Source organism: Campylobacter concisus, assembly GCF_002913945.1.
Classification (GTDB): domain Bacteria; phylum Campylobacterota; class Campylobacteria; order Campylobacterales; family Campylobacteraceae; genus Campylobacter_A; species Campylobacter_A concisus_P.
This window is the reverse complement of the sequence record NZ_POZK01000029.1, coordinates 39,150-58,054: the sequence shown is the minus strand read 5'-3', so window position 1 is coordinate 58,054 and position 18,905 is coordinate 39,150. Positions and strand designations below refer to the sequence as shown.

Genomic DNA, 18,905 nt, shown 5'->3' with positions numbered 1-18,905 from the left:
CGTTTAAGGATCGGCACTGAATGTTGTAATTTAAAAAAATTTATATTAACATAAGCCATTTATCTTAATTTGAAAGGAAATTTATGAGCTTTGGGTCTTATTTAGCCATCGCCATCTATTTTGGCTTTTTGCTCTTTATCGGACGATATTTCTACGATAAAAACGCAAGTATGAACGAGTATCTGCTAGATAACCGTCGAATGGGTCCAGTAGTTACTGCACTTAGTGCTGGTGCTTCTGATATGAGTGGTTGGATGCTACTTGGCGTGCCCGGAGCCTTATACGCAACTGGTATAGCAAATGTGTGGATGATAATTGGTCTTATCATTGGAGCTTACTGCAACTATCTATTTTTAGCAAAGAGGCTTAGAATTTATACTGAAGTTGCGAGTGATAGCATCACAATACCAGACTTTTTAGAAAATCGCTTTAAAGATAGGACTAAAATTTTAAGAATCATCTCTGGTCTTATCATTTTAATCTTTTTCACACTTTATGTAAGTAGCGGCATCATCGCTGGTGGAAAGACATTTGAGAGCTTTTTTGGTTTAAAATTTGCCTACGGAGCGATCTTTACACTTGTTATTGTGGTCTTTTACACATTTTTTGGTGGATTTAAAGCAGTTAGTATAACTGACGCATTTCAGGGGCTTTTGATGTTTTGTGTCCTAGTCTCGATCCCAGTCGTGGCATATCTAAATTTAGACTTGCCAAGCGATACAAATTTACTAAAAGAGATAAGCAAGCTTGATGCAAACCACCTAAATCCATTTAGAGATCAAACTTTTTGGGGAATTTTAGGACTTATGGCTTGGGGATTTGGCTATTTTGGTCAGCCACACATCATTGTTAGATTTATGGCGATACGCGATTCAAAAGAGCTTGCTAAAGCAAGAAGGATCGGCATTGGTTGGATGAGTATTGGGTTGCTTGGTGCGATTATGAGCGGACTTATTGGCTTTGTCTACTTTAGTCAAAGAGGCGGGCTTAACGATCCTGAAACGGTGTTTTTAAAGCTTGGTGAGCTACTTTTCCCACCATTTTTTATAGGCATTATCATCTCAGCTGTGCTTTCAGCGATAATGAGTACTATCTCAAGTCAGCTTTTAGTTACATCTAGCTCGGTAACAAAGGACTTTATCTTTGCATTCTATAAAAAAGAGATTAGTCAAAATACACAAACAGCGATCAGTCGCTATGCTGTCGTAGTAGTGGCCATAGTTGCTACTATACTTGCCTTTATCTCGACAGATAATGTTCTAAACGTCGTTGGCAACGCTTGGGCTGGATTTGGTGCGAGCTTTGGACCGGTACTACTTTTTAGCCTTTACTGGAAGCGCATGAGCGCACTTGGAGCATTAGCTGGTATGATAGCTGGAGGTGCGACCGTAATATTTTGGATCACGTCAGGGCTAAACGCTTATGTTTATGAAATTTTACCTGGCATCATAGCGTCTTGCATAGCGATCATTAGCGTAAGTATCTGGGGCGATGCGATAAATAAAATGACGAGCGAACCTCACGAGCAAGTTATAAAAGATGAATTTGAAAAGATGAAAACAAGGCTTTAAGCCTTATCTTATAAGAAATCCCTAGTATCTTGTGCTAGGAATTTCTGCTAATTTTCTCTTAAAATTTTAATCCCTTTTTTAGTTTTCTTATCAAAAATCTAGCTGGATGAAGCTCATGAAATAGCGATCTTTCTATGCAAAGTGGGCGAGCAAGCACAAGATCCATTATCAAATTTGCTCCAAGTATCGCTGTGCCAAGGCCACGTGAGCCGTGAGCAAAATTTACAAAGACATTTTTTTCGTAGCTTGCTTTTGGATTGTTATCTTTATTTTTGCTCCAAAATAGCCCTTTGTAGTTTTGTTTATAAAATTCCTCATCATGCAAAGCACCAATTATCGGAAATCTATCTCCACTATAGCTTCTATATCCCACACGTGAGCTGATAATTGTTGCTTTTTTGATATCAAAAAACTCGCTTACATCGCTTAAATTTTTAGCATTATCCTCAACTTTAGCCGTATCGCAAATTTCATTTCTGGCATAAGTTGCACCGATAACTTGTACGCCTTTGACGGCTGGGCAGATATAGCCTTTTGCACTTAGTGGCAGGGCATTTTTTAGCACTGGTTTTAGGTGCGTGACTTGACCTCGGACACTGCTTATTTGCATGTCGTAGCCATTAAAAATTTCACTACTCTTGCTACCAGTACAAAAGACCAAAATATCAGTTTCTAAATTTTTACCGTTTTTAAAATTAACACTGATTTTGCCGTTTTGTAGATGCGCCCTGATCTCATACTCGTGATTTAATAAAATTTCAAAACTGCCTGATAAAAATTTACAAATTTCTCTTGGTCTAGCGTATGCGCCATCTTTTATAAATATGCCAGGATATGGTTTTAAGTTCTCATCGAATTTAAAAATATCCTCTGCATTTTGATCCTGCCATGAGGCGTACCTTTTAACGAGCTCATCATCAAATGCGTAGTCGATGCAGCCGTTAAATTTGATAAGGCTTTTTGGCAAAGTTGCCTTGTAAAATCTCACTGCTTGCAAAAATGCGTTTAAATGCATGCGGCCTAAATTTACCCCAGGCTTCGTAACTAATGGCATCAAAGCACCACAGTGATTGCCTGAGCCATTTGTAGCCACTTCACCCTTTGCCTCGGCGATCACCACTTTAAAGCCATTTTTGGCTAGCTCGCCAGCTGTTGCAAGTCCAGCCACTCCTGCTCCTATGATGAGCGCTGTTTTGCCTTTTACGCTAGAGGCTGGCTCGCATCTCGCAAACCAAGCATCTTTTAAATTTTTATCTTTTTTCTCTAGCACGGCGCTACTCATCTGGCGTTTTCTAGCGTATCCCTCTTTTAGGCTTAGCAAAAAGCCAGCACCCTTTAGCCCGTCTTTTACTATTTTTGCACACGAGTAGGTTCTAGCAATCGTGCCAACCTTGCTTAGTCTTGCGATCTGCCTAAAAATTTCTTCGCTCCAGATCGAGCCATTTTTACTTGGAGCAAAGCCGTCTAGAAACCAGATGTCAGCGCTAAAATCAAGCTCAGGTAAAATTTCTTTAGCCTCGCCGTAGCAAAGATCAAGTGTGATATTTGGACCAAAATTTATGCGGTGTATGCCCTCAATAAGAGGTGGATAGAGCGAAACTAGCTTTTTGGCATAAGCTTTAAAAATGCCTAAATTTTCATAAATTTTTAAAAGATCATCTTTTTTAATAGGGCTTTTTTCGATACTAACAAAGTGAAGTTTTTTAGAGCTATTTTTAAATTTCTTACAAAGTGTAAAGAAATTTAGTCCAGCACCAAAGCCTGTTTCAGCGACTATGAAGCTATCTTTGCTCTGCCAAATTTCATCAAGTGCGCTTGCAAAGACAAATTCACTCTCAAGCCAAGGTTTGTCGGTATTAAAATAGATATCGCCAAACTCCTCGTTAAATGGAATTTGTCCCTTGAAGCTTAAATTTGCATTTTTCATCTATTTTTTGCAAAATATCCGTCAATGCCGTTTGCAATACCATTTGCAAGAGCGTTTTGATAGGCATCATTAAAGAGCTTTTCACCCTCGACTGGATGCGTGATATAGCCGATCTCAACAAGAACTGCTGGCATAAGAGCACCAACAAGTACCCAAAACGGCGCCTCTCTCACACTGCCGTCACTTGCAGCATAGACTTTTCTAGCACTTGCTAAAATTTCTTTTTGGATATCGATGCCAAGCTTATTTGACGCGATAATCTTCTCGCGATTTAGTACATTTAAAAATGTCTGCTGTGAAAAGTAATTCATCTCTTCGATATCTGATTTATTCTCAAGCGCGGCTGCGTTTTTACTGCGTTCGCTTCTTGCAGGCGATAAGAAAAATGTCTCAATGCCGTGCATACTTTTTGCCTTTGTGGCATTTGGAGCGGCATTTGCGTGAATGGAAACAAATAGATCAGCCATCTTATCATTTGCAAATTTTGTTCTTGTTCTTAAATTTATAAAGACATCGGTTGACCTGGTAAAAAAGACCTTGTAGCCACGCGCTTTTAGTATGTCGCCAAGCTTTTTGGCTACGCCTAAAACGGCTGTTTTTTCTTGCAGTTTGCCATTTACTGCACCTGGATCAGTGCCACCATGACCTGGATCGATGACGATCGTTTTGTTGCGTGAAAATTTACCAGTCGCAACTGGTGGCAAAGGTGCTGCCACTGGCTCACTTTGTACAGGCTGCGGCTTTAAATTTGGCTCAGGCTCTTTGTGTGGCACTTCTTCGTTTTTGTTTTTAGTTTTATGAAGTGGTGCTTTTACATTTTCGTTTGAGATAAAATTTTGTGTACTTATTATGAGTAGATCACCTGTTGCATTTGCTTTTATAGTCTTTTGGATCTTATCAGAAAAAATAACTCTAACGGTATTTTTGTCATACTGCGAGATATGAATATAATCAGATATAAAATTTTTATAAGTTAGCGGATTACCATTTAATCTACCATCGATATCCATAATGTTTTTATATGTATCTTGTTGTTTTAAAAAGGATGTTTTTAGTTTTGCGGTATCAATTTTTGTATTAAACTTAAGCACCAAAGTGTCATTTACCTTGGTTGCACTAAGCAGCGTCAAAGTAGTGGTGCTAGGCGTACTAGCGCTCTTTACGCCATTTAGTGCATTTAGATCTTTTATATACCCACTTGAATCAAAACCAAGCGATTTCGAGCTGGTTATGAGTCTTGTGAGCGCTTGTCTTTTTATATTTTTATCGTTTTTTATGATCGCGTCGACATAGATGTCTTTTATATCGTTGTGAAATTTGATCTTTGCACTTCTGCTTGAGCTAGCAAAATTTTTATCAAATTTTGCAAATATCTCTGAATTTGTTGCAGCAAAAAGAAAATTACAAACAATAAAAAAGAGTATTATCGCTCGTTTCATTCACCATGTACCAGCTTGTGCATTAGCTCTTTTACGCTTATTAGCTCTTTTAGTTTATATCCGTTTGCTCCAGTGAAAAATAACCCAGTCTCTTTTTTGCCGCTAAATGAGTCAAATAGCCTATCAGCGATGCAATATCCAACCTCTTTAGCTCCTTTGCCCCTTTGACAAGGGCTCACACAGTTGCTTATACACTGGATCTTTGGTCCCATCCTTTTTTCTACCAAATTTATCAAATTTGTTCTAATCCCACGAGCCGGATAGCCAACTGGGCTTTTTATAAGCTCAATGTCTTTTTCCTCGGCTGCTAGTATCACTTCTTTAAAGCCAATATCCGCGTCACACTCATGAGTGCCGATGAAGCGTGTACCCATCTGAACGCCGTCTGCGCCTAGCGATATTGCTTTTTCGATATCATTTTTATCCCAAATTCCACCGGCTGCGATGAGCGGAAAGTCGCCCCACTCTTTTATCTCGGCCTTTACTTGTGGAATTAGATTAAATAGCGAAAACTCAGGATCAAGGCACTGCTCGTAAGTAAAGCCCTGATGTCCGCCGCTTAGTGGTCCTTCAAGCACGACAGCATCTGGTAAGCGGTCATATCTTTGTAGCCAACGTTTACAGATGATCTTTAGTGCTTTTGCACTTGAGATAATAGGAACTAGTGCAACCTCTTTAAAATTTTGTGTAAATTCTGGCAAATTCGTAGGTAGTCCAGCACCTGATACGATGATATTTATACCGGCTTCACAAGCGTCTTTTACCACTCTTGCGTAATCATTTGCAGCATACATTATATTTACGCCAAGTGGCAAATCTCCACAAATTTTTCGTGCATTCTCAATAATTGCTCTAAGACCTCTTGTTGAGTAGAAATTCTCACTTCCAAATGGCTTTGCATTTAGCTCTTTGTTTATAAATTTACGATTTTCATAATATCCTGTGCCAACTGAGCTGATTATTCCAAGACCGCCTTCTAGGCTGACATTGCCAGCTAGTTTGTCCCAGCTGATACCAAGTCCCATGCCGCCTTGAAATATCGGATACTTTATCTCATATTTTCCTATTTTTAATGGCTTTAACTCCATCTATTCAACCTTTACTTTTGCAAATTTACGCTTACCGACTTGCAAGATATATTCACCTGCTTCTAATTTTAATTGCTCATCACTAATCTTTTCTTGATTAATGCTAACTGCATTTGCCTTTATGTCGCGTCTTGCTTGAGAATTTGACTCACTTAGCTCACACTGCGATAAAGCTTCCACTATCCACGCTGGTGCTTTTAGGCTAAATTCTTTTATATCAGTTGGGAGCTGATTTTGAGAGTGGACACTATTAAACTCAGCCATCGCAGCCTTTGCAGCCTCCTCGCCGTGATACCTTGCTGTTATCTCGTAAGCAAGGTCCTCTTTTGCTTTTTTTGGATGATACTTGCCGTTTTTTACGTCGTTCATTAAATTTTCTATCTCACCAAGGCTTTTTGTACTTAAAAGCTCGTACCAACGCCACATTAGCTCATCGCTTATACTAAGCGTTTTTGCAAACATATCATTTGCATTTTCGGTTACACCGATATAGTTTCCAAGGCTTTTGCTCATCTTATTTACACCATCAAGCCCCTCAAGAAGAGGCATCATGATGACAGCTTGCTCTTTGCCAACGTTATATGTTCTCTGCAAGGTTCTACCCATTAGAAGGTTAAATTTCTGATCCGTACCGCCCATCTCGATGTCGCACTTCATCGCAACGCTATCATAACCTTGAAGAAGCGGATACATAAATTCACAAATTGAAATTGGACTGCCGGCTTTTATCCTTTTTTCAAAATCATCGCGCTCTAGCATTCTAGCGACTGAAAATGTGCTAGTTAGCTCTATCATTCCAGCAGCTCCAAGCTCATTTGACCATTTCGAGTTAAACATTATCACGGTCTTTTTTGGATCTAAAATTTTAAAAACTTGCTCTTCGTAGGTTTTAGCATTTTTTAAAACTGTCTCTTGATCTAGCTTTTTTCTGGTGGCTGATTTGCCAGTTGGATCGCCTATTTGAGCAGTGAAGTCACCTATTAAAAACTGCACGATCGCGCCATGTTTTTGAAGCAGTGCCATCTTGCTTAAAACGACTGTGTGTCCTAAGTGAAGGTCTGGAGCAGTTGGATCAAAGCCAGCCTTTACATAGAAATTTTCACCTTTTTCATAATAGTTTTTTATTAAATTCTCAACTCTTTCAAAGTCAATAATCTCGGCAACACCGCGTTTTATCTCTTGTAAAATTTCAGCTATATCTTGCATTATCTTTCTCCTAGTTATGGTATGGATCGCTTTGCGAAACGAAATCTATAATCTTATATCTATCTTTGATCTTCTCTCTTAGCTCGTTTGCATCGATATTTTCGGCTATCTCAACACTTATCTCAAATGTGTCACCGCTAAGGTCATTTGCTTCGTTTAGCGAGATTGTAGCCAAATTTACATCTAGTCTAGCAAGATATGTTAAAAATTCAGCCAACGCACCTTTTCGGTTCTCAAGATTTAATAAAATTTTATATCTATGTGGGGCATTTCTAGTCCATTTGACAAAGATGATCTCATTGCCCTTATCCATAAGCTTTCCAGCACGCTCACAAAGTTTGTGGTGCACTGTCACATTGTGCCCATTTTTAAAGCCAACTATACTATCGCCTCTTTTTGGGTTACAACAATAGTCAAACTCGACATTTGAAATTTTATGATTTGAGTAGATTACGATATTTTCAAATTTCTGCTTTTTAACCTGATATTTGTCGCCCAAAGAGATCATAAAAGGACGCTCTTTTTTTATATACTTTTTAAGCATATTTACGACCTCTTGCAAAAAATCGCTTTCAGTTGCAGCACGAAAAACTTTTTTACCTAAATTTTCATGCTCTATCCAGTCTAAAATTCTATCTTTCGAAACGCCAAAAACCGACTTTAAAATGTCAACTGCAATTTTATAATTTATATCTTTTATCTTTTGCTTGCAATATGTTCTTATCGTAGCCCTTGCTTTACCAGTTCGAACGCTATTTATCCATGAACAGCGAAATTTTGCCTCTTCGCCAGTTACAATCCTTACAATATCGCCATTTTTTAGCTCTGTTAAAAGTGGCATTCTGACGCGATTTATATAAGCTTCTTTTGCGTAAAGTCCGATCTCTGTGTGAATCTCATAAGCATAATCAAGTGCAGTAGCCCCGCGTGGAAGCGTAAAAACCTCACCTTTTGGCGAATAGACCGCAATATCTTCTATATAAAGACTATCTTTTGCATATTCATAAAGCTCTTCGACATTACTTTCAGCTTCATTATTTTGCATACCAATGTCGTTTAGCCAGTCAAGCTTTGGATTTAGTAAACTGCCCTCACCATTTTTGTACTTCCAATGAGCTGCAACACCGTATTCAGCGGTTTTGTGCATATCATAAGTACGAACTTGTGCCTCAAAAATACTCTTATTATCAAAAATAGTTGTATGTATCGTTTGATAACCATTTTGCTTTGGAAGTGCAATATAATCCTTAAATCTCGAAATAAGAGGATTAAAATTTATATGCAAATTTCCAAGCGCAAGGTAGCAATCAAGCGGCTTTTGCACAAGAATTCTAATAGCGAGCAAATCGAGTACCTCTTCAATCGAAATACCTTTTCTTTGCATTTTTAAATAAATCGAATAGTAATGCTTTATACGTTTTTGAATCTCAAAAGTACCCTCAATAAAGCCATTTTCAAGCAAAATTTGATTTACTTTCTCGTAAAAAGCATTTAGTTTAAGGCTAAGCTGCTGCTTATTTTTATTTAAAAAGCTATCGATCTTAGCGTATTCTTCTGGCATCGCATATTTAAAGCTTAGATCTTCAAGTATGTTTTTAATCGATGAAATTCCAAGCCTATGAGCGATCGGAGCATAGACCATAAGCGTCTCTTCAGCAATACGTTTTTGTTTTTCTACTTTTAATGCATCAAGGGTTAGCATATTATGAAGTCTATCACAAAGCTTAACCACAAGAACTCTAACATCCTCAATGGAGATTAAAAGCATTTTTCTAAAAGTTAGTGCCGAACTTGCTAGTTTTTCGTTACTACTCGAGCTTGCAAGCTTGTTTTCTCTTATAGCAACTATCTTTGTAAGCCCCTCAACCAGCTTTGCCACTTCATCGCCAAATTCAGCCTGGACTTCGCTAAGCGTAACTTCAGTATCTTCAACTACATCGTGAAGTAGTGCAGCTATGACCATACTCTCATCTCCACCCATATTTGCTACTATTGATGCTACTAAGATAGGATGGATTGCGTATGGCTCGCCACTTTTGCGATATTGACCAGCATGAGATGTGACACAGCTATCTATAGCTTTATCTAATTTCTCGCTTCGTTCACAAAGAGAAAAGAGCAGCGTTATAGCTTCTGAAACATTTTTACAAGGTAAAATTTGTTCTATTAGCTGCTCTAAAAAAAGACTATTTTCCTTCAACTATTGCCTCTAAGCCTATTTTGCCCTCAGCTACTTCAAGTAGCGCAATGTCAGCAAATTTCATCTTTGAAGTATCAGCATTAACAAGAGTTTGAGCTCCGTTTGCCAGTGCTTCTGCGCGCTTTGCTACGATAAGTGAAAGTTTATATCTATCATCACCAACTTGCTTTAACGCTCTTGCTGTTATTTGTTCTGTTCTCATATTTATCCTTTTTAAAATTTATTTTACTACTGAGTATAGGGCTGCTTCTTCTTCATTTATTATTTTTAATAAATTTCCAGCCTTAAACATGTTACAAACCAAAATCGGCAGTGAGTTATCTTTTGCTAAAGCTATGGCAGTATCGTCCATAACCTTGATATCATCGCTCATTGCCTTTTCATAGTTTAGTGATTTTAATAGTTTTGCATCTTTGAATTTTTTAGGGTCTTTGTCATAAACGCCATCAACCTTTGTAGCTTTTATGATCATATCTGAGCCGATCTCAATAGCTCTTAAAGTTGCTGCTGTATCAGTTGTAAAGAAAGGATTGCCAGTACCTGCGGCAAATATAACAACTCTGCCTTTTTCCAAATGGCGCTGCGCACGTCCAACGATAAAAGTCTCACAGATCGCTTCCATTTTGATCGCGCTTTGCACTCTTACTTCAAGCCCGCTTCGCTCTAAAGCTTCACGCATTGCGATCGAATTTATAACAGTTGCTAGCATGCCCATATGATCGCCGCTCGTTCGTTTGATGATGCCATCTTTTGCAGCACTCACACCACGTATAATATTGCCGCCACCTATCACGATGCCAACCTCGATACCATTTTCGACAAGCTCTTTTATCTCATTTGCTATAAATTTAAGCACCGCCGTATCTATGCCAAAACCATTCTCTCCCGCTAAAGCTTCGCCTGAAAATTTAACCAATACACGTTTTCTTTTACTCATTGTCTTGCTCCTTAAAATTCACGCATTCTAGCCAAAAAGGCTTTAAATTTAGTTAATAGTACTTGCAAGGCGGCTATTTTGAGATCATCTCAAGTGGATCGATGTGGTAGTTTCTTTGCGTCACTTCAAAGGTTAGATCATTTCTAACTCGGCCTATAACGTAGCCTTTTTGTACGACTGAGCCTACTTTGACCGTCGGTGCGATCTGACTTAGATGAGCGTAGATTGTGTGGATGCCATTTTCGTTTTCTATAATGACAACATTTTCAAGCATCGGAGTTGCTTTTGCAAAGACCACTTTACCATTTAGCACGCTTTTAACTTTGGCATCTGGCGTGGTTGAGCGAAGCGTGACTGACTCATTAAAAATTTTGATGTTATATATCGGATCTACGTAATTTCCAAATTTTTGCTTTATGGTGTAGCTGTCAAGAGGAGCGATTGTCTTTGCACCTGAATATTTTTTGACCGAGCTTGTTTGATAGCCTCCACCCATTGGCTGGCTTTTTTCGCCTTTTTTACCACCTTTGCTTGCAGCTGCTTTTTCTTGTTTTTCTCTAGCTGCACGTGCGGCTTCATCTTCTTGTTTTTGCATGATAGCAAGCTGTTCTAGCGTCTTTCTTAGCTCATCTTGCTGGGCTTGAAGCTTGGCTAGCTTTTTGCTGTAAATTTCCTTATCACGTTTTAGTCCGTTTATTGTATTTTTTTGCGTACTTTCTAAATTTTGCAGGTCGCTTTGCTTACGTCTATAGTTTTTGATACTTGAGTTTATCTCGTTTATTTTGTTTGATTTATTTTTTATCTTTTCGATCGTATCTTCATAGTTCTGACTAAGCCTTTTAAAATCCTCTTTTGTGATGGCATTTAGCTTGGTTAAAATTTGAGATGAGATGATGCTCTCCTCGCTTTGCTTGCCCTCAGTTGCAGACATCAAAAGATCAAACGACAAATCTTCTGCGATGATCCTTATCATATTTTGCTCTAGCTCTTTTTGTGTGCGTTCTAGCTCTTTGTTTTGTTTCGTTAAATCATCAAGTTCAATAAGTGCTTTTGAAGCATTTGTCTCAAGGACTGAAATTTGACCCTTTAAATTTGTGATATCGCCACTTATACCTCGAAGTTTTTTTTCGCCATTTACGATATCACCAGCCAAATCATCTAGCTTTTTACTAAGCTGCTCACTCATCGCTTGACTCGATCTTAGCGAGTTTTTGGAGTCTTTGATCTTCTCTTTGGTATTTGATGCAAAAGCTAAGCTAAAAGCTAGCAAAAATGTAAAAATTCCTTTTCTCATATCGTGCTTTTTCTAGCCTTACTCATCACCAAACTAACAGCAAAAATGCTTAAAAACATAGCCACGCCAAATAAAATAAAAATATCCCTTGAAGGATCAAGGCTAGGCAAAACCACATCAATACTTGCGGCATTTTCTCTAAAAATTTCAATACCAGGCAAGAAAAAGAAAAATGCACCAACTACAATGGTCGCAACTAGGCTATCAACCATGGCTGATTTGTAAAGCATGGCTGATTTTAGCCAAAAAGGTGCTCCAAAGAGCGTCATAATCTCGATGCGCTCCCTATGCTCAAATAGCCAAATTTTAGCCTGCTTTAGCATAAGCATAAGCCCAACAACACAAAGTATCGCCATAAAAGCATACGATATACTTTTGGCTAAATTTAGTATTTTAAAGACCTTATCGTGAGTCTTTGAAAATGTCTCAACCTTTGTGATCCCATCAAATTTTAAAAGCTTTTGCTTTAGCTCATCCATGTACTGCGGTGTCGGGAATTCGCTAAGTTTTAGTGAGTAAAATTTAGGTAGCGCATTTTGCAGTATGGATAAATTTTTAGCAGAGATGTCATTTGAAAGGCGGTCGATTATTTTTTGCGGACTTAGTGGCTCGAGGCTAGCTAGATTACTCACGATCGGCTTTAGCACGGGCTCGCTTAACTCTTTACTTGAAACTATGACGATGTTGTAGTCATTTCCCATAAGTCTTTCATAATCTCTCACAACCTTATCAGCAGTTAGGCTAAACTGCACGGAGAACAAAAGCGCGATTAGCGGCAAGATAAATCCAAGATGATTTTTAAGCGATCTCATGCACACCTCCATTTTCTATGACGAAGTGACGGTATGGGATACGAAGTGTCGATGGGATATGGTGCGTGACAACTACTACGCTCGTGCCTAAAAATTCCCTAGCTGATTTTAAAAGCGACCAGATGACGTCGCTTGAGTATTCGTCTAAATTTCCAGTTGGCTCGTCACATAAGAGCAAATTTGGATTGTGCGCTAGAGCCCTTGCCATCGCTACTCTTTGCTGCTCACCACCACTTAGCTCACGAGGGTATTTATCAGCTTTATGAAGCATATTTACATGTTTTAAAAGTTTAGCCACTTGCTTTTTACTCACATTTTGATTGATGCCTTTGATGATGAGTGGCAACATAACGTTTCTTTCCACATTCCATTCATTTATCAAGCGATAATTTTGAAATATAATGCCAACTCGCTGCCTAAGCTCACAAAGCCTTTTATCATCGATGTCATCCATTTGTGTCATGCAGACATTTAGCTCTCCAGCAAGGGGTGAAATTTCTCCATAAAATGATTTTAAAAGTGTGCTCTTTCCGCTTCCGCTCTTACCTGTTATAAAGACAAAATCATTTGCATAAATATCTAAATTGACGCTATTAATTACGATTTCATCGCGTTCATAAGCTAGGCTCAAATTCCTTGCACTAATTATCTCTTGCATCAGCCAAATACTCCTTCAAAAGCTCGTGTGCAGCTAAATTCTCACGAATTAAGATCGGTTTTTTTATAAAATATTCGCTTTTCTCATCGCTTATTTTGATAAAACATTGCTCAGGTTTATTAAATGCTCCAAAAGCAACTTTTAGCAAAATTTCACCCTCGTTTATGGTGTAAATTTCTTCAAAATGTAAAAAATAATCCTCTTTTTTGATGATGAAATTTTTGAAATTTTTAATGATATTTTTTACACTTGTCTTTTCTTTAAAGCTAAAATCCCCAGCTAAAACACTCTCGCCACTTTCAACCTCACAAGTATAAACAACATCGTAAATATCCTTATCTTGACGTCTCCAGCGGTCTTCGTACTTACTAGTTACCTCTAAATTTCTATTTTTAAAAGCTTCTAGCTTTGAGTTTGTAGGCTCTAAAAATTTACTCAAGCTAAAATCGCAATACTCCTTGCTATCAGTCCTTAGCTCAAATTTGCCGCCTACTTTTAATATCCTCTCGCACTCAAGCGCAAACGCCGATGAGACCACGCGTCTATGTTCTGCTTTATCCCACGGCACTGGAAAGTGTAAAAAGACTCTATCAACCAAATTTGATCCAATAAGTGAGAGCAAAAGTCTGGCGTCGGTGTTTATTAGACGCACGTTTTCTAGACCATTTGACCTAGCTAGCTTGGCTACTTGCTCGATGCTTGGTTTATAGACTTCTATTCCGATAACTAGGGCATTTGGATTGTTTTTAGCTTGATAAAGCAAGTGTCTGCCAGAGCCAAAGCCGATCTCGATGAAAATCTCTTTAAATTTATCTTTTAGCTCGCAAAATGCTGGCGCAAATTCTTCAAGGCTTAAGATTTCACTTACTTTCTTAGTCAAATTTGTCTTTTTTACAGCAAATGCTTGACTGATTACATCATTGCAATTTTGCTCTTTAAAAAGCTCAAGCGCCTCTTGTAAAAGTCCAACTTTAGCTGGCTTTGTAAGCTTTTCTCCCTTTACGACGATGCCATTTTTACTGGGCTTTACGACTAGAAAAAAGCTCTCTTCTTCATTTTTTGTGTAGATGAGCCTCTCGTTTCGTCCATTTGCCTGCCAAAGAAATTTGACCTTGTCATTACCAAATGGAAACGAGAGCTCTTTTAAAGACGAAGCGATGAAATTTGGCATTATTTTATGCTAACTTCTGCTTTTGATGACTTATCAGAGGCGATGCCGTACTCATCGATAGCTACGACGCTGTAAGAATAGCTAGCTCCTTTTTGCACGCTATCATCTCTAAGTCCAGTACCATCTATGCCACTAAAAATTTTCTCACTTGCGCCGCTTCTATAAACCGTGTACGAACTGGCTCTATCAACTGCACTCCAGTTTACATTTACGCCGCTACCATCGTAGCTAGCGCTAATATTTGGAGTCTTTGGTGCACCAAGTGTTATCCCCACAATTGGCTCTTCTTGTTTTAAGCTCTCAAGGCCGTCTTTATCAACAGCTGTAACTCTATAATACCTTGTTGCAGCGTTTGTATTTATAAGGTCCTCATAGGTATTGCTAGTAGTTTTTGCCAAGTATGTATAAGGCAAAAATTTACTAGTCGTTCTATAAACCTTATAGTACGAAAAATCCTCAGCCGGCATATAATCCCACGTTAGGATTATCTTTTTTGGTGCATTTTTTGTTGCCTGAAGATTCGTTACTGATTTAGGGTAACTCCTTTGTCGTTGCACTTATGTTTTGGCTTGGTTTTGAGACAACACCTGAAGAAGTTTTAACTAAAATTCTATACTCATAAGACTTACCAGGTTTTACCTCAGTATCGATATATTCGGCATTTAGTCTGCCATTTACCTCTGCGATTTGACTAAATTTATTAGCTCCTGCATCGCTTCTTTGAATGATATAGCTTGCCACTGTGCTATCAGGATGTGGTCTCCAAATCACTTTCACGCGTCCTGGAAGCCCTGTAATAGCTTGCGAAAATGGTACTGAGTCAAGCAGTGGCTTTGTAGTTGCTGTTGCGATCGTGCCCGGTTGAGAGATGGCATTACTTGAGTAGGTTCTCATTTGGTACGAGTAGGTTGTCTCTGGAGCTAGATTGCGGTCCACATAGTGCGTTGCAAAGCGGTCTTTTATGTCTGCAACTAGTTGCATTTTTGAGTTTGCATCATTTGGATTTGAGCGGTAAAGATAGTAGCCAACGACGCTCTCATCGGTTACTGGATTCCACTCGAAGCCAACTTCTGTCATATCTGAAATAGTTTTTAAACTTGTAATCGTAGGCAGTGACATACTTTGCTGAGTCGGTACGCTAGAGCCGCATCCCGCTAAGAAAGCTACTAAAAATGGTGTCAATATGCGTAGGGCAAATTTTTTCATCAAAAATCTCCTTGGGAATTTTTTTGTAAATTATTTGGTTAAAGTCATCATACGTTTTTGCGGTAAATTCTACCCTTTTGCCAGTTCGCGGATGGATAAAATAGAGCATATAAGCGTGAAGCATAACCCTGCTTATTTTATCGCCTTGGCTCTTAAATCCGTATAAATCATCGCCTAAAATATGGCGGTTTATGCTAGATAGGTGCACTCTTATCTGATGAGTCCTACCCGTAAAAAGTTTTGCTGCTATTAAATTTATGCCATTTTCGCTTAGTAAATTTACAAAGGCACTTTTTGCAAATTTAGCATCTGCGACGATCGCCTTTTTTAGGCGGTTATTTGGGTTTCTGCCGATTGGCTTGTCGATGATGACGTCCTCTTTTAGCGGTAGGTCGGTGAGCGCTAGATAAATTCGTCCCATGCTTTTATCACTTAGCTGCTCGCTAAGTTTTGCGTGGGCGAAGTTGTTTTTAGCAACGACGATAGCGCCGCTCGTGCCCTTATCTAGGCGGTGAACTATGCCAGCTCTTACGTCGCCATTTAAATTTGAGAGCATAAAACCTTTTTTATTTAGCCACTCAACAAGTGTCGCCTCTTTGACGCTTGGGGCTTGATGAACGACGATTTGAGGAGGTTTATTAAGCACTATTAGATCATCATCTTCATGGATTATTGGTATATCAAAATTTACTTCATACTCGTTTTGTACCTCTTTTTTTGGGGCAAAATTTACGCAAACTTCATCATTTTCGCTTAGAGCAAAGCTTGGTTTTAAGACTAGTTTTAAATTTACGCTTACAAGAGAGTCTTTTATCAAATTTAAAGCTTGATTGCGTGAAATTTGAAGCTCTTGTGCTACTGCAACGTCTAGTCTTGAGCTTTTTAAAACATTAAATTTAACCAAAATCAAAGCCTTGTTTGTGATATAATCTAGCCCAAAAATTAAGGTTTGCTACTTGATAAAACTAGATCGGCGTATTTTAACACATTTTGATTTTATTCAGCCGTTTTTAATAATCCCAATCATAGCCATCTCTTACATCCTAGTTTCCGAAGCAAACGATGTTTTAGCAAACAAACAGCTTGTATATTTTGGTATCGGATTTGTTTCATTTTGTGTCGCATTTTTGTTGCCCATTAGACGTATCGACTGGATCATTCCGATGTTTTACTGGATCTGCATAGTGCTACTTTTAAGCGTCGATCTCTTTGGCGTTAGCAAACTAGGTGCTAGGCGCTGGTTAGAAATTCCCTTCGTTCACTTCACGCTTCAGCCATCAGAACTGATGAAACCAGCTTTTTTACTAATGCTAGCCTATCTCATTAAACAGCGTCCTCCAGAGGCTAATGGATACGGAGTAAAAGATTTTTTAAAGCTTAGTTTTTACATACTTTTGCCATTTGCGCTAATTATGAAAGAGCCTGATCTTGGTACCGCACTCATACTTTTAATAGTTGGTTATACCATCCTTTTTGTCATCGGAGTAAATAAGAAAATTTGGATCACCATTATCCTTGCGATAGGCTTTTTGGCGCCGGTTTTGTATGAAAATTTACATGACTATCAAAAAAAGAGGATTCACGATTTTATCGCTGAAGAGCCAAGCTATCACGTCAAACAAAGCATCATCGCCATAGGTAGCGGCGGATTAAAGGGCAAGCCAAAGGACGAAGCAACGCAGACGCACTTTAAATTTTTGCCAATCGCCACTAGTGACTTCATCTTTGCCTACAATATCGAGCGTTTTGGCTTTTATGGTGGATTGTTTCTGCTTGGACTTTATGGAGCACTTATAACACATCTTTTAAGTTTAAATTACGGTCTAAAAAACGACTATTTTACGCAAGTTACCACCACGGGGATTGCTGCACTTATTTTCGTTTATGTGGGTGTAAATGTCTCGATGACGATAGGTTTTGCACCAGTTGTAGGTGTGCCACTGCCATTTTTTAGTTACGGCGGAAGTAGCTTTGTTACATTTATGGTGCTTTTTGGAATTTTGCAAAATTTACTAACTTTTAGATTTGATAGAACCTATAGCTTTATAAAAATTCACTTCTAAAATTTTCTCCACAAATGTCAAGCATATAGTTTTACCCTATCCTTCTTTGTATTTTTTGATGCAAGATTTTATGGCATTTATAAGATATTTTATATCCTCTTTTGTATGCGTATAGTGAATGCTAACACGTACCCAGCCTGGCTTTGCTTCAAAAATAGTATTATCTTTTAAATGAAGCAAATCATGTCCATACGGCCCAGCGCAATCACAGCCTGCACGTGTTTGGATGCCAAATTCGCTACTTAAACTAGCAGCAAAATCATAAGGCGAAATGCCTTTTACATTAAATGCAAAAATAGGCAATCTGTCTAAATTTTCAGGACAATAATTTATCACCTCATCTATCTTTTCTAGCTCTTTACAAAACATCTCGCCCAGCTCACATTCAGCCACTTTTATATTATTAAGTCCGATTTCGTTTCTTAGCTTGTAGGCTAAATTTGCACGCATTAGTTGCATTATCGGCGGTGTACCGCCCTCTTCTAAATTTTCAACTTCACTAGTAAAAATATGCGATGTCCTGCTTACGTATTTGACTGTGCCTCCTGCTGCAAATGTAGGCAAATTTTTACAAAGCTCTTTTTTGATAGCCAAAAGCCCACAACTCCCAACTCCACCAAGCAGCTTGTGAGGCGAGAGAAACAGTGCGTCAAAATATCTGCAATCAACATTTTCATAAGCACTAAGAGTGGCCACATCAAGTACTAAAATGCCATTGTATTTTTTGATTAGCGAGTAAATTTTTTTATAATCAGTTTTAATGCCAGTGACATTTGAGGCGGCACTAAAGCTAGCTATTATCTTTCTTTTTGCATTTTGCTTTAACGTATTCTCAAGCATCGCATAGTCTATCTCATTATTTTCATCAAGCTCTATACGTTTTATATCACAAAGCCCTTCTCTTAAGCTAACTTCAACAGAGTGATGCTCATAAGGGCCAATGATCGCTAGTGGCAAATTTAAATTTCTTAAATTTGCTTCGCCGATCAAAGCTCTTGTAGCTGGTGAGATATAAATTCCCATTATCTCCTGAAATTTCTTTATCGCAGCCGTTGCTCCTTGACCAGTCGCGATAAGATAAAAACTATCGTCAAGGCCCAATAAGCTTTTTAGCTCAGCTCTTGCATTTTCATAGCATTTTTGCGTTAGCACTGCGCTTGAACTACTATCTGAGTGAGTGTTTGCGTAGGTTTTTAAAAATTTTAAAATTTCATCTTCAATGGGCTTGTAAGCAAGACCTGAAGCCGTGTAGTCAAAATAGTAAAGGCCTTCTTTTAAAATGATATTTTTTCTTACTTCATCGATATTTAGCAATGTTTTCCTTTTTTTTAAA

At 38.4% G+C, this 18,905-nt stretch carries 17 protein-coding genes; 2 read left to right on the top strand and 15 right to left on the bottom strand.

The window, feature by feature from the left end; all coding sequences use genetic code 11:
• Positions 1 to 83 precede the first annotated feature (83 nt).
• On the top strand, positions 84 to 1,571 hold the full coding sequence (putP, locus tag CYP64_RS06730) for a sodium/proline symporter PutP (protein WP_103649160.1): 1,488 nt from the start codon (positions 84 to 86) through the stop codon (positions 1,569 to 1,571).
• A 58-nt stretch (positions 1,572 to 1,629) separates the two neighbouring features.
• Here the strand turns inward: putP and mnmC are convergent, their stop codons facing one another.
• The 14 genes from mnmC to CYP64_RS06660 form a co-directional block, all read right to left on the bottom strand.
• Positions 1,630 to 3,498 (bottom strand): bifunctional tRNA (5-methylaminomethyl-2-thiouridine)(34)-methyltransferase MnmD/FAD-dependent 5-carboxymethylaminomethyl-2-thiouridine(34) oxidoreductase MnmC, encoded by a 1,869-nt coding sequence (mnmC, locus tag CYP64_RS06725; protein ID WP_103649159.1) that lies wholly within the window; start codon positions 3,496 to 3,498, stop codon positions 1,630 to 1,632.
• A complete protein-coding gene (locus CYP64_RS06720) occupies positions 3,495 to 4,937 on the bottom strand; it encodes an N-acetylmuramoyl-L-alanine amidase family protein (protein ID WP_103649158.1) in 1,443 nt (480 codons plus the stop codon). The genes mnmC and CYP64_RS06720 overlap by 4 nt, the downstream gene beginning before the upstream one ends.
• The gene (locus CYP64_RS06715) at positions 4,934 to 6,025 is read right to left on the bottom strand and encodes a nitronate monooxygenase (RefSeq protein WP_021091713.1); all 1,092 of its coding nucleotides are present in this window, start codon (positions 6,023 to 6,025) and stop codon (positions 4,934 to 4,936) included. The genes CYP64_RS06720 and CYP64_RS06715 overlap by 4 nt, the downstream gene beginning before the upstream one ends.
• Positions 6,026 to 7,231: a tyrosine--tRNA ligase gene (gene tyrS / locus CYP64_RS06710; protein WP_103649157.1), complete on the bottom strand. Its 1,206-nt coding sequence runs from the start codon at positions 7,229 to 7,231 to the stop codon at positions 6,026 to 6,028.
• A gap of 10 nt (positions 7,232 to 7,241) precedes the next feature.
• Positions 7,242 to 9,431, bottom strand: a complete 2,190-nt coding sequence (locus tag CYP64_RS06705; RefSeq protein ID WP_084041542.1) for a RelA/SpoT family protein — start codon at positions 9,429 to 9,431, stop codon at positions 7,242 to 7,244.
• The gene (locus tag CYP64_RS06700) at positions 9,418 to 9,633 is read right to left on the bottom strand and encodes a DNA-directed RNA polymerase subunit omega (RefSeq protein WP_084041541.1); all 216 of its coding nucleotides are present in this window, start codon (positions 9,631 to 9,633) and stop codon (positions 9,418 to 9,420) included. The genes CYP64_RS06705 and CYP64_RS06700 overlap by 14 nt, the downstream gene beginning before the upstream one ends.
• 18 nt (positions 9,634 to 9,651) lie before the next feature.
• Positions 9,652 to 10,368 (bottom strand): UMP kinase, encoded by a 717-nt coding sequence (gene pyrH / locus CYP64_RS06695; RefSeq protein WP_054196984.1) that lies wholly within the window; start codon positions 10,366 to 10,368, stop codon positions 9,652 to 9,654.
• 73 nt (positions 10,369 to 10,441) lie between these two features.
• Positions 10,442 to 11,662, bottom strand: coding sequence for a murein hydrolase activator EnvC family protein (locus tag CYP64_RS06690; RefSeq protein WP_103649156.1), 1,221 nt, complete (start codon positions 11,660 to 11,662; stop codon positions 10,442 to 10,444).
• A complete protein-coding gene (locus CYP64_RS06685; protein WP_103649155.1) occupies positions 11,659 to 12,474 on the bottom strand; it encodes an FtsX-like permease family protein in 816 nt (271 codons plus the stop codon). Before CYP64_RS06685 ends, CYP64_RS06690 begins: the two co-directional genes overlap by 4 nt.
• A complete protein-coding gene (locus CYP64_RS06680; protein WP_021091805.1) occupies positions 12,461 to 13,132 on the bottom strand; it encodes a cell division ATP-binding protein FtsE in 672 nt (223 codons plus the stop codon). Before CYP64_RS06680 ends, CYP64_RS06685 begins: the two co-directional genes overlap by 14 nt.
• Positions 13,116 to 14,303, bottom strand: coding sequence for a tRNA (guanosine(46)-N7)-methyltransferase TrmB (gene trmB, locus CYP64_RS06675; protein WP_103649154.1), 1,188 nt, complete (start codon positions 14,301 to 14,303; stop codon positions 13,116 to 13,118). The genes CYP64_RS06680 and trmB overlap by 17 nt, the downstream gene beginning before the upstream one ends.
• Positions 14,303 to 14,770 (bottom strand): hypothetical protein, encoded by a 468-nt coding sequence (locus tag CYP64_RS06670; RefSeq protein WP_258032978.1) that lies wholly within the window; start codon positions 14,768 to 14,770, stop codon positions 14,303 to 14,305. Before CYP64_RS06670 ends, trmB begins: the two co-directional genes overlap by 1 nt.
• 64 nt (positions 14,771 to 14,834) lie before the next feature.
• Positions 14,835 to 15,509 (bottom strand): fibronectin type III domain-containing protein, encoded by a 675-nt coding sequence (locus CYP64_RS06665; protein WP_180382139.1) that lies wholly within the window; start codon positions 15,507 to 15,509, stop codon positions 14,835 to 14,837.
• Positions 15,442 to 16,413 carry an RluA family pseudouridine synthase gene (locus CYP64_RS06660; RefSeq protein ID WP_103649153.1) on the bottom strand — a complete coding sequence of 324 codons (972 nt, stop codon included), beginning with the start codon at positions 16,411 to 16,413 and terminating at the stop codon, positions 15,442 to 15,444. The genes CYP64_RS06665 and CYP64_RS06660 overlap by 68 nt, the downstream gene beginning before the upstream one ends.
• A 52-nt stretch (positions 16,414 to 16,465) precedes the next feature.
• On the opposite strand from CYP64_RS06660, the gene CYP64_RS06655 reads away from it, so the two are divergent.
• The gene (locus CYP64_RS06655) at positions 16,466 to 17,572 is read left to right on the top strand and encodes an FtsW/RodA/SpoVE family cell cycle protein (protein ID WP_103649152.1); all 1,107 of its coding nucleotides are present in this window, start codon (positions 16,466 to 16,468) and stop codon (positions 17,570 to 17,572) included.
• Positions 17,573 to 17,608: 36 nt separating this feature from the next.
• Here CYP64_RS06655 and CYP64_RS06650 read toward each other — a convergent pair whose 3' ends face one another.
• Entirely contained in the window at positions 17,609 to 18,886 is a 1,278-nt protein-coding gene (locus CYP64_RS06650) for an aminotransferase class V-fold PLP-dependent enzyme (protein WP_103649151.1), read from the bottom strand.
• Between the last annotated feature and the right edge of the window lie 19 nt (positions 18,887 to 18,905).

Bases quoted from the DNA above. Each gene is read 5' to 3' on its own strand.
- putP (WP_103649160.1), top strand. From the start codon at position 84: ATGAGCTTTGGGTCTTATTTAGCCATCGCCATCTATTTTGGCTTTTTG.
- mnmC (WP_103649159.1), bottom strand. From the start codon at position 3,498: ATGAAAAATGCAAATTTAAGCTTCAAGGGACAAATTCCATTTAACGAG.
- CYP64_RS06720 (WP_103649158.1), bottom strand. From the start codon at position 4,937: ATGAAACGAGCGATAATACTCTTTTTTATTGTTTGTAATTTTCTTTTT.
- CYP64_RS06715 (WP_021091713.1), bottom strand. From the start codon at position 6,025: ATGGAGTTAAAGCCATTAAAAATAGGAAAATATGAGATAAAGTATCCG.
- tyrS (WP_103649157.1), bottom strand. From the start codon at position 7,231: ATGCAAGATATAGCTGAAATTTTACAAGAGATAAAACGCGGTGTTGCC.
- CYP64_RS06700 (WP_084041541.1), bottom strand. From the start codon at position 9,633: ATGAGAACAGAACAAATAACAGCAAGAGCGTTAAAGCAAGTTGGTGAT.
- pyrH (WP_054196984.1), bottom strand. From the start codon at position 10,368: ATGAGTAAAAGAAAACGTGTATTGGTTAAATTTTCAGGCGAAGCTTTA.
- CYP64_RS06690 (WP_103649156.1), bottom strand. From the start codon at position 11,662: ATGAGAAAAGGAATTTTTACATTTTTGCTAGCTTTTAGCTTAGCTTTT.
- CYP64_RS06685 (WP_103649155.1), bottom strand. From the start codon at position 12,474: ATGAGATCGCTTAAAAATCATCTTGGATTTATCTTGCCGCTAATCGCG.
- CYP64_RS06680 (WP_021091805.1), bottom strand. From the start codon at position 13,132: ATGCAAGAGATAATTAGTGCAAGGAATTTGAGCCTAGCTTATGAACGC.
- trmB (WP_103649154.1), bottom strand. From the start codon at position 14,303: ATGCCAAATTTCATCGCTTCGTCTTTAAAAGAGCTCTCGTTTCCATTT.
- CYP64_RS06670 (WP_258032978.1), bottom strand. From the start codon at position 14,770: ATGCCGGCTGAGGATTTTTCGTACTATAAGGTTTATAGAACGACTAGT.
- CYP64_RS06665 (WP_180382139.1), bottom strand. From the start codon at position 15,509: ATGAAAAAATTTGCCCTACGCATATTGACACCATTTTTAGTAGCTTTC.